Genomic DNA, 8,813 nt, shown 5'->3' on the forward strand with positions numbered 1-8,813 from the left:
GAATGCGGCTTATCAGAGGAGCCCGTAAAGAAGCCCCTTTAGGAAGCTAGGAGCACATTGTTTTCAACGGTTATCATTTGAAAACAAAAACGGCGCTTATAAAGCGCCGTTTTTATGCTAACCCTCAGCTTGGACACCAACGCGTCTGAGCTGAGGATGTAATTGAAGTGCTAAATTGCTACTGTCTGATTACCAAATAAAGCGTAGAGTTTCCACGTTTTACATTGAGTGCGATAACGCCTTTGGCTTCGTCTAGTGCATTTCTGAACTCTGCAACCGTAGACGTACGTACTCGGTTAACGCCGATTATCACATCATCAGATTGAAGACCAATTCGCGCCGCAGGCGCACCACGCTCGATATCAGAAACCACTACACCAGCATTCCCAGCATCGTCAGTGCCGTTAGACAGGGTTGCTCCTTCTAGGGCTGGGTGAATTTGAGCAGCAGTCACTGTCGTATCTGTAGCGTCATCTAATACAACGTCTACATTCATTTTCTTACCTTTGCGCATTACCGTGAGCTCAACTTCAGCGCCCGCGCCCATACTCGCAATTTTTGCGCGCAGTTCTTGGAAGCTATGAAGTTTACGACCATTAATGGCAGTAATAATATCACCGGCTTGCAGACCACCTTTTTCAGCGGCAGAGTCTGGCTGCACTTCGCTCACGAACGCACCAATGTTCACTTCCGCATTCATGGCTTCTGCAAGGCCCGCGTCAATATCGCTACCTAAAATGCCTAGAAGGCCACGGCGAACTTCACCAAATTCTGCAATTTGATCAATTAGGCTTTTCATCATATTGGCAGGAATAGCAAAACCAATACCGACGTTACCGCCGTTAGGACCAAAAATAGCGGTGTTGATACCAACCAGTTCACCGTGAAGGTTAACTAACGCACCGCCTGAGTTACCGCGGTTAATTGCTGCGTCGGTTTGAATAAAGTCTTCATAACCACCAATGTTCAAGCCAGAGCGGCCCAGAGCACTTACAATACCAGAGGTAACCGTTTGAGAAAGACCAAACGGATTACCAATAGCTACTACAAAGTCGCCTACGCGCAGCGCGTCAGAATCGGCAAGCGGTAACGCTTTTAAATCATCAGGTTCTATTTTAAGTAGCGCGATATCGCTTTGCTCATCTGAACCTAGCTTTTTCGCCTTAAACTCGCGACCGTCAGTTAACTTAACAGTGATTTCATCTGCATTATCAACAACGTGGTTGTTGGTAACGACATAACCTTTATCGGCATCTATGATGACACCAGAACCAAGACCTCGGAAAGGGCGCTCTTGAACCTGTTCTTGCGGGGCGCCGAAGAAGTAGCGAAACATCTCGGGTACACGCTGCGTAGAGGTTTGTGTTCCTTCTACCGCAATGCTCACTACCGCTGGGGTAGCTTCTTCTAGCATAGGGGCTAAAGAGGGAACTTCATCTTTCTTATCAGAAAAGAACGGTAACGCCGCCTGTGTGCTAGCAGTAAAGCCCAATGAACTTACAACAACGGCAGACGCCAATAAACAATGGCGGAAAGACATTTTCATGTTCGCTTACACTCCTTCATGTTATATGCGACATAGCATGGTTTCACTAAAAGAGTCCGAGGTCGTGATAAAGTTCCCGATGTTACTGTTTTTCTGCGGTATTCTTATCAGATCCGCCGACGAACAGCCCAGAACCCGAGTTAGCGAAGTCTCTTGGCTGTGTGTCAGATACACGCTGAACTCTCGATTTGTCAGACCCTTTTAGGTTGTTACGTAAATACGTAGTTGCTTGTTCCCCATAAAAAGGAACTTTGCTGTCATCATCGCTGCCTTGCTCAAGCAGCAATTCATACTCTTCAATTTGTTGCTTTAAGGTTTCGCACTGGCTTTCAATGCTCTCTAAGCTTTGACGAGTTTGATGAATGTGGTGTTGCGCCTGCTGTGCGAGGATCTCTTTAACTTGCTTCTCAGTCTGTGCAGTATTGCCTGCGCCCTGCTTTTGTTGAAAAAAGCGACCTGCGAAAAAGCCAATAATTAACCCAACTACTAACAAAGCAAGAGATACTAACAATTCCATTATATTCTCCGAATCAATCTACATCTTGCAGCCGACCTTTACTTCTACGATCTAAAAGCTGCTTTCGACCATACGCTGAATATAGCAAGGTCGAACCCGAAAAGCGCATACATCGTGACATTTATTCGGTGTATGTCGAATTTCAATGTGAGATTCTACCGTGATTTCCATTAAAATTAAGGTCATAATTGAGAAATTCAAGCAGGTCGGTGCAGCAAGCGCCGCTATTGACTTTTGTACGGAGTGGTTTCGGCGATGACGCCATGGGAAAAATATCAGCTAGATCTTCAGTCGTCTGACTTTCATTACGACGCGGCGCAAGAAAATGCAGTAAAAGAACTTCAGCGTTTGTTTGATGAACTTACCCAGCCTGAAAAGAAAACGACGTGGCGGGTAAAGTTAAAAGCAGCGTTTGGGAAAGGCCATGCGAAGCCTGGTATCCAGGGCATTTACTTTTACGGTGGGGTAGGGCGAGGCAAAACCTATTTAGTAGATACATTCTACGACTGTTTGCCTTTCGAAAAGAAAATGCGCGTGCATTTTCACCGCTTTATGTACCGTGTGCATGATGAACTAAAGCAGCTTAAAAACGCACAAGACCCGCTAAAGCTGGTAGCGGCTAAGTTAGCAAAAGAAGCGCGGGTAATATGCTTTGACGAGTTTTTCGTGTCTGATATAACCGATGCCATGATTTTAGGCACGTTAATGGAAGAGCTGTTTGGTCACGGTATTGTGCTGGTGGCGACGTCGAACATAGTCCCTGACGATTTGTATAAAAACGGATTGCAGCGTGCGCGGTTCTTACCTGCTATCGATCTACTCAATCAGAATACCCGCGTGGTAAATGTTGATAGCGGTATTGATTATCGTCTTAGAACGTTAGAGCAAGCCGAAATTTATCACTACCCACTTGATGGCGAAGCCACCGAAAACTTGCATAGCTACTTTTCTCAATTAGCTCCGGAAGAAGGCTCTAAAGGCGAAGATATTGAGGTGAACAACCGAAAAATACCGACGCTTAGAAACGCTGACGGGGTATTGATGATTGATTTTAAAGCCTTGTGTGGCGGGCCCCGCAGCCAGAGCGACTACATTGAGTTAAGCCGTTGTTATCACTCAGTGCTTTTAGCCAATGTTAGGGAAATGGGCCAGCATAATGACGATGTGGCACGCCGCTTTATTGCGATGGTGGACGAATTTTACGAGCGAAATGTAAAGCTGATCATATCTGCAGAAGTCGCGTTGGAAAGCTTGTATACCGAGGGGCTACTTAACTTTGAATTCAGGCGTTGTCTTAGCCGCTTAAAGGAAATGCAGTCACACGACTACCTGGCAACCGAGCATTTGCCGTAAGCATAAATATGGAGTCAAAGTACATATTGACCTCATTAAAAATGTGAAAGCTACCAACCTACACCCTTTCTAGGGGCGTTCACATTGGTATTACACGAAAATTAAGGTAGAATTTCGCCCAAATTTTTTGTGTCGCTTAGCCTACCGTTATTTTGGGCAGTGTTTCGCTTGGCAATTTTTAGCACCGTCGCGTTCGGCCATTTATTGAAACGTCGAGTTCGACAATGCTACCAAGTAAGGCAGAGCGATGCGCCTGATGAACGGTCAGGCAACAGGTAGCCCGATAAAACCCAACGCAGCATTTCAAATTGCGAGAAAGAGACTTTTAAGATGGGAAGAGCATTCGAAGTTCGTAAAAACGCCATGGCAAAAACTGCCGGCCAAAAAACTAAAGTTTATTCTAAATACGGTAAAGAAATTTACGTATGTGCGAAAAATGGTGGTGCCGATCCAGACACCAACCTTTCACTTCGCCGCCTAATGGAAAAGGCGAAGAAAGACCAAGTACCAAGCCACGTTATTGAAAAAGCGATTGATAAAGCCGCTGGTGGTGCTGGCGAAGACTTCCAGCCTATGCGTTATGAAGGTTTTGGCCCAGGTAACTGCATGGTCATTGTTGACTGCTTGTCTGACAATGCAAACCGCACCATCACTGAAGTACGTAACTGCTTTACTAAAACCAACGCGAAACTTGGTGCACAGGGTGCGGTATCGCATATGTTCGATCACCAGGCGGTATTCCAGTTTGAAGGTGACGACGAAGACGCTATCCTAGAAGTGCTAATGGAAGCCGACGTAGACGTAACTGATGTTGAAGTTGAAGACGGTAAAGTTACAGTTTACGCGCCACACACTGAATTCTATCAAGTAAAAACAGCGCTAACTGAAGCCTACCCAGACATTAGCTTTATTGCAGAAGAAATGAGCTGGATGCCTCAGACCGAAACTGAGATAAGCGAAGAAGACATGCCGATGTTTGAAAAATTCATGGACATGCTTAACGACTGTGATGACGTGCAAGACGTTTACCACAACGCGATTACGCCTAACTAAGTGTTCACAGTAATTAAGTTGTTTAAAATATAATAGAAGCCCGAAATTTTGGGCTTCTAAAAAACTTTGGAAATAAATAAGCTTTTTAGCTGACGTTAGTTTCATAACAACTAATTACTCCTTGTTCATCAAGCAACAATAAAATCTCTTCTGCAAACCTTTCTAAAATGACATTCATTGTCCATTTCTTTCTACCAAATTCAGTTCCTTTGAACTGGATTGCGATTTTTAAAGTTTTATTCCTAAATGAGTTGGGCACGATAGGCTTTAATACTTCGTCAGCGTGTATAATTTTGTCAATTACTTGTTGCAACGTCACTGGTCTTTCTACAAGCTCGTTGTCATAGTATAGACTTTATGACTTACCAAGCTCGTAGATTGGAAATTTGATGACCTTTTGATATATGTTTACGCTCAATGCAATCGCAAGGCTAAGAAGGTTACTCTATGTAAGGCTTTCGACAGCACCAGAACAACTATTAGAAAAACGTAACCCTTTCCCATCTTCAGAACAGTTACTAGTCGTATAAACTAACCCATGACAGATTAGGCATAGCCTCCTTATTTCGTCAAAGTCTTGCCTATGTTTACCTAGTACAAGTTGCATACGTATCTACGTTTGAAGTTGTTAAGGAGAAAGGTCAGTGTTAATAATTAGCCGACAGTTTTTAATAGAGAGAAATTATGAATTTTTTAGCCATTAGAGTTGGTTGGATGAAAGAGTATAAGGGAATTACGCAAAGTGACTATATTATTGGCGGTGGTAAAAACCCAGAAGAGACTGGCCGCGGTGTGGAGGTGTGTAACTTTCTGACTCATACTGACGGATACGTTTACGGTAATGTTGGAGTTAAGAGAGATAATTTACCCGGTCACAAAGTTGAATTGTCCATAAATAGGTTAGGTGCTAATGATGAGGATGATTTTATTACTGATATTCCAATATTCTTTTTTGGCGGTAAACAATTTAAAGGAATAAATGAAAACCGTTTAATTGGATACTACAAAAAAGCAATAGTGTATCGAAAATCGCAGCGACTACCAGTAGATATGGTAACGCACGAAAAAAATCAACTAAAGTACTATCGATTTAAAGCGAAAGCTGAAGATGTCGTATTATTAAAACAAGTTGATCGGACTACTAAGTTTTCGCCCACGACCCAATCGCAATGGTGTTTTACTCCAAAGAAATATATTAACGTCGTTAAAAATATCTCTTTTTCAAAAGGTTCCATAGAAAAAAACTCTCCCAGAAAGTCTGGTAGAAAAAATACACCTTATTTACAGCGTATTGAAGTTGAGCGGAAAGCTGTAGCATTAACGATAACGCATTATGAGGAGTTCGGTTATGAGTATATCAAATCCGTAGAAAGCGAAAACTGCGGTTATGATCTAGAGATAGGTAAGGGTAAAGGTAAACTATGTGTAGAAGTAAAAGGTAGAGGCCAACAATCTCCAGACATAACATTGACTCCGAACGAATATAAGTATTTTAAGGAAAGAAAGAAAAACTATCGACTCGTAATTGTTACAGGATGTATGACCGATGAACCAAAAATTTTTATTTGTAAATTTAAGGATAAGAAGTTAATTGTCATAAACAATCAAGAAATGTCAGTAGTTGGAAAGACTGTGGAATCTTTCAGGTTACAAATTAATTAATCATGGGGTGAGACTTTTCTAGATACTTTCAATAATTACAAGCTTAGTTTTTATATAATACAATATTTATAGAAAAACTCAGTAAAGTGATAGTCATGGCAACATTTTTACTTAGTACTACATAATTATAAAGTAGTTAAGTGTCTAGAGAGTTCTAGTCGATTCACTGGGCTAATAAATACACGCTTCATTACAGGTATACCGTTTCGTACTTGATTGGCGCTAGCAGCCTAAGAATACGGTTTTCTTGCTGATAGGTTAGCCCCACATCGCGCATCGCGCCTTGGACATACTCCACCAATATGTAAAATTCACGCTCCTTAATATTGAGACCGGTATGAGACTCCAACATTGTTTTTCCATCATATTCGCAAGGCCCGCCAATAAGCTCGCATGTTTGCAATACAAGTTGATCTCTTAAATGTTTTTTGGGAACACCTTTGAAGTAATGACCAATTACGGGGTCAGTGTAAATTCGCGTAATCGCTACACCGTATATGGTATTGAGCGTTTTATGGCCGCCAATTTCTTCATAAAGGGTTTGTTCAGGAGCGCTAGCGCATGCGGCTATTAATACGCTTAACGCAGCAATTACCATTAACCGGAAGCGGTGTCTGATCATCTCGTTCCCCTATCAAAAAGTGCCGTTTACCGTTAGATAAAATCCTGAAGAACTTTCTTGCAAAGGTAAATTGCCCAGATCCACATAGGCAGCGGTAATTGAAATAGATTTATTTGGGAAGTAGGCAATAAAGGCATCAACAACGGTGTCTTCTTCAGCTAAGCCTCCTAACCGATTGGTTTGCGTTCTAAACTCTGTGCCAATTGCTGTGGTAGGGCTAATTAATATCGCTACAGAGCCCTCCCATTCGAGCTTAGCGCTATCGTTGTTTTCAGAACCAAATCCAAGTAAGCCAAACACATTCGCTTTTGTATACCGTGCGGTAAGATTGGTAAGTAAATTATAACCTGAGGGGGTGCCTAGCCACAGTTTCGTGGCTGAAAGGTAAACGTCGGTACCACTGTCGTCTGTCGCACCTAGCAGCATTGGGACGCCTACGCCGGGCAAGGGGGTCGTACCGTCGGGTAGCGAAAGAGAGTTGTCGTAGTCTCTGTTTTTCTTGTATTGTGCACCGATGGATACTTGGGGTATCCATGAGTTTTGAGTAAAGACGCCATCACCAAGAACCTTAACTTTTGCACCGATTATATCTTGCTCAATGGTGGTACTGTTGGCGTTTGTGATAGCACCTTCTGTGAGTAAGGCGAAAACGTTACTTGTCAACCCTGAAGCAATATCGAGGCGTTGTCGCTGCACGCTAAGCTCTACACGGTCAAATAAACTAACACTTGCTCCTGCTGTTGTAAGGGAATAATCGCTTAGGCTTAAGTATTGAATATTTGCCGAATAACTGACCTCTTCTTTACTCGCGTATCCGCCAATAAATGCCCAAGGCGTAATGCCGCCACCCGCAGTGCCCTCGAAACTCGTAATACCACCGGATGCAATTAAGCGAGATCCACTGTCTGCGAATACGGGAGAAGATGCGAGAAAAAGAGGGAGGAGCAAATGCCTAATCATAAGGTAAGCCTAATGTTTTTAAATGGTTTTTTGTAATTCTATTAATCAGCATAGCGCCTATCCCATGAATTGTGAAATGCACGCTGCTGGCGACACTAGCTATTATCGAATTTTTATTATCAAAAAATATTTGAAACTGATTCGTTTTTTATAGGGCTTATCATTGAAAAGCCGAATCTATACCATACACGCCATATTCATTGAGTACTTTAATTTTCTGTTCGCAGCATTCATGCGTGAACAACAAATAGCAGACGTATTGAGGAGTTAGTTGTGTCTCATCCAATTATTGAAGATTTAAATAAGCGTTACACGGTTAAACAGTACGATGCGAGTAAACGCATTTCAGCTGATGATCTGGCGACAATTCTTGAGGCGTTGAGACTATCTGCGTCTTCAATCAACTCTCAGCCATGGAAATTTGTGGTTGTTGAAAGTGATGAAGCCAAGCAGCGTTTACACGATAGCTTTGCCAATAAGCATCAGTTCAATCAGCATCACGCTAAAGAAGCATCGCATACCATTCTGTTTGCCTATGATCCTAAATTTACAAAAGAGAAATTTGTAAAGCGTGTCGATGCAGAAGTAGCGTCTGGTCATCTACCCGAAGATATGCGTGAAAACTTCATGGGCGCTTACGCATTTGCGGAAGCGAACACCGATGAAAACGGTAACAACGCGGCTTGGACCAAAGCGCAAGTTTATCTAGCATTAGGCAATGTTCTTCACACGCTGGCGCGTTTAGGCATAGCGTCTACGCCGATGGAAGGTGTTGACGCCGAATTGCTTGGCGAACAGTTTAAAGATGAGCTAGACGGCCACGTTTGCGAAGTGGCACTTGCCATGGGGTACCCTGATACTGAGAATGATTGGAATCACGGCCTTCCAAAAGCACGCCTAGCGAAAGAAGACGTTATTACAATCGTTTAACTTGTAGAAATGTGACGTTCAAACAAACGCACGTCACTCGTAAATACGAGATGTAAAAAGAGCCCTTAGCATGGTAATGCCGTTCACTTAAGGTGAGCGGCATTTTTCTTTCTGCTGTATCGCTGTGGTCTCTTCTTAACTGTTCGGGGGAAGCTGCGTTCTCGCCGTGG

The 8,813-nt window shown here is 42.9% G+C and carries 9 protein-coding genes; 4 read left to right on the top strand and 5 right to left on the bottom strand.

Features of this window, described 5'->3' with window-relative positions; genetic code table 11:
• Nucleotides 1–178: 178 nt before the first annotated feature.
• Nucleotides 179–1,540 carry a DegQ family serine endoprotease gene (locus MHN09_RS08445; RefSeq protein ID WP_014948357.1) on the bottom strand — a complete coding sequence of 454 codons (1,362 nt, stop codon included), beginning with the start codon at nt 1,538–1,540 and terminating at the stop codon, nt 179–181.
• Between the two features lie 88 nt (nt 1,541–1,628).
• The gene (locus MHN09_RS08450) at nt 1,629–2,063 is read right to left on the bottom strand and encodes a DUF1043 family protein (protein WP_014948358.1); all 435 of its coding nucleotides are present in this window, start codon (nt 2,061–2,063) and stop codon (nt 1,629–1,631) included.
• 255 nt (nt 2,064–2,318) lie between these two features.
• Between MHN09_RS08450 and zapE the strand changes: the two genes are divergently transcribed.
• Together zapE and MHN09_RS08460 are read left to right on the top strand one after the other, a co-directional pair.
• Nucleotides 2,319–3,416, top strand: coding sequence for a cell division protein ZapE (zapE, locus tag MHN09_RS08455; protein ID WP_014948359.1), 1,098 nt, complete (start codon nt 2,319–2,321; stop codon nt 3,414–3,416).
• Nucleotides 3,417–3,746: 330 nt separating this feature from the next.
• Nucleotides 3,747–4,469 (top strand): YebC/PmpR family DNA-binding transcriptional regulator, encoded by a 723-nt coding sequence (locus tag MHN09_RS08460; RefSeq protein ID WP_014948360.1) that lies wholly within the window; start codon nt 3,747–3,749, stop codon nt 4,467–4,469.
• Between the two features lie 85 nt (nt 4,470–4,554).
• On the opposite strand, the gene MHN09_RS08465 is transcribed toward MHN09_RS08460, so the two are convergent.
• The gene (locus MHN09_RS08465) at nt 4,555–4,788 is read right to left on the bottom strand and encodes a hypothetical protein (RefSeq protein WP_239240149.1); all 234 of its coding nucleotides are present in this window, start codon (nt 4,786–4,788) and stop codon (nt 4,555–4,557) included.
• A 365-nt stretch (nt 4,789–5,153) separates the two neighbouring features.
• On the opposite strand from MHN09_RS08465, the gene MHN09_RS08470 reads away from it, so the two are divergent.
• Nucleotides 5,154–6,131: a DUF3883 domain-containing protein gene (locus MHN09_RS08470; RefSeq protein ID WP_239240152.1), complete on the top strand. Its 978-nt coding sequence runs from the start codon at nt 5,154–5,156 to the stop codon at nt 6,129–6,131.
• 190 nt (nt 6,132–6,321) lie between these two features.
• Here MHN09_RS08470 and MHN09_RS08475 read toward each other — a convergent pair whose 3' ends face one another.
• Complete coding sequence (locus MHN09_RS08475; RefSeq protein ID WP_239240155.1) at nt 6,322–6,753, bottom strand: group 1 truncated hemoglobin; 432 nt, start codon at nt 6,751–6,753, stop codon at nt 6,322–6,324.
• 12 nt (nt 6,754–6,765) lie between these two features.
• A complete protein-coding gene (locus MHN09_RS08480; protein WP_239240158.1) occupies nt 6,766–7,713 on the bottom strand; it encodes a DUF3034 family protein in 948 nt (315 codons plus the stop codon).
• 273 nt (nt 7,714–7,986) lie between these two features.
• On the opposite strand from MHN09_RS08480, the gene MHN09_RS08485 reads away from it, so the two are divergent.
• The gene (locus MHN09_RS08485) at nt 7,987–8,643 is read left to right on the top strand and encodes a nitroreductase family protein (RefSeq protein ID WP_239240161.1); all 657 of its coding nucleotides are present in this window, start codon (nt 7,987–7,989) and stop codon (nt 8,641–8,643) included.
• Nucleotides 8,644–8,813 lie beyond the last annotated feature (170 nt).

This window comes from Alteromonas sp. MmMcT2-5, assembly GCF_022348315.1.
Classification (GTDB): Bacteria; Pseudomonadota; Gammaproteobacteria; order Enterobacterales; family Alteromonadaceae; genus Alteromonas; species Alteromonas macleodii.

Coding starts and splice junctions, on each gene's coding strand:
- MHN09_RS08445 (WP_014948357.1), bottom strand. CDS start 1,540: ATGTCTTTCCGCCATTGTTTATTGGCGTCTGCCGTTGTTGTAAGTTCA.
- MHN09_RS08450 (WP_014948358.1), bottom strand. CDS start 2,063: ATGGAATTGTTAGTATCTCTTGCTTTGTTAGTAGTTGGGTTAATTATT.
- zapE (WP_014948359.1), top strand. CDS start 2,319: ATGACGCCATGGGAAAAATATCAGCTAGATCTTCAGTCGTCTGACTTT.
- MHN09_RS08460 (WP_014948360.1), top strand. CDS start 3,747: ATGGGAAGAGCATTCGAAGTTCGTAAAAACGCCATGGCAAAAACTGCC.
- MHN09_RS08470 (WP_239240152.1), top strand. CDS start 5,154: ATGAATTTTTTAGCCATTAGAGTTGGTTGGATGAAAGAGTATAAGGGA.
- MHN09_RS08475 (WP_239240155.1), bottom strand. CDS start 6,753: ATGATCAGACACCGCTTCCGGTTAATGGTAATTGCTGCGTTAAGCGTA.
- MHN09_RS08480 (WP_239240158.1), bottom strand. CDS start 7,713: ATGATTAGGCATTTGCTCCTCCCTCTTTTTCTCGCATCTTCTCCCGTA.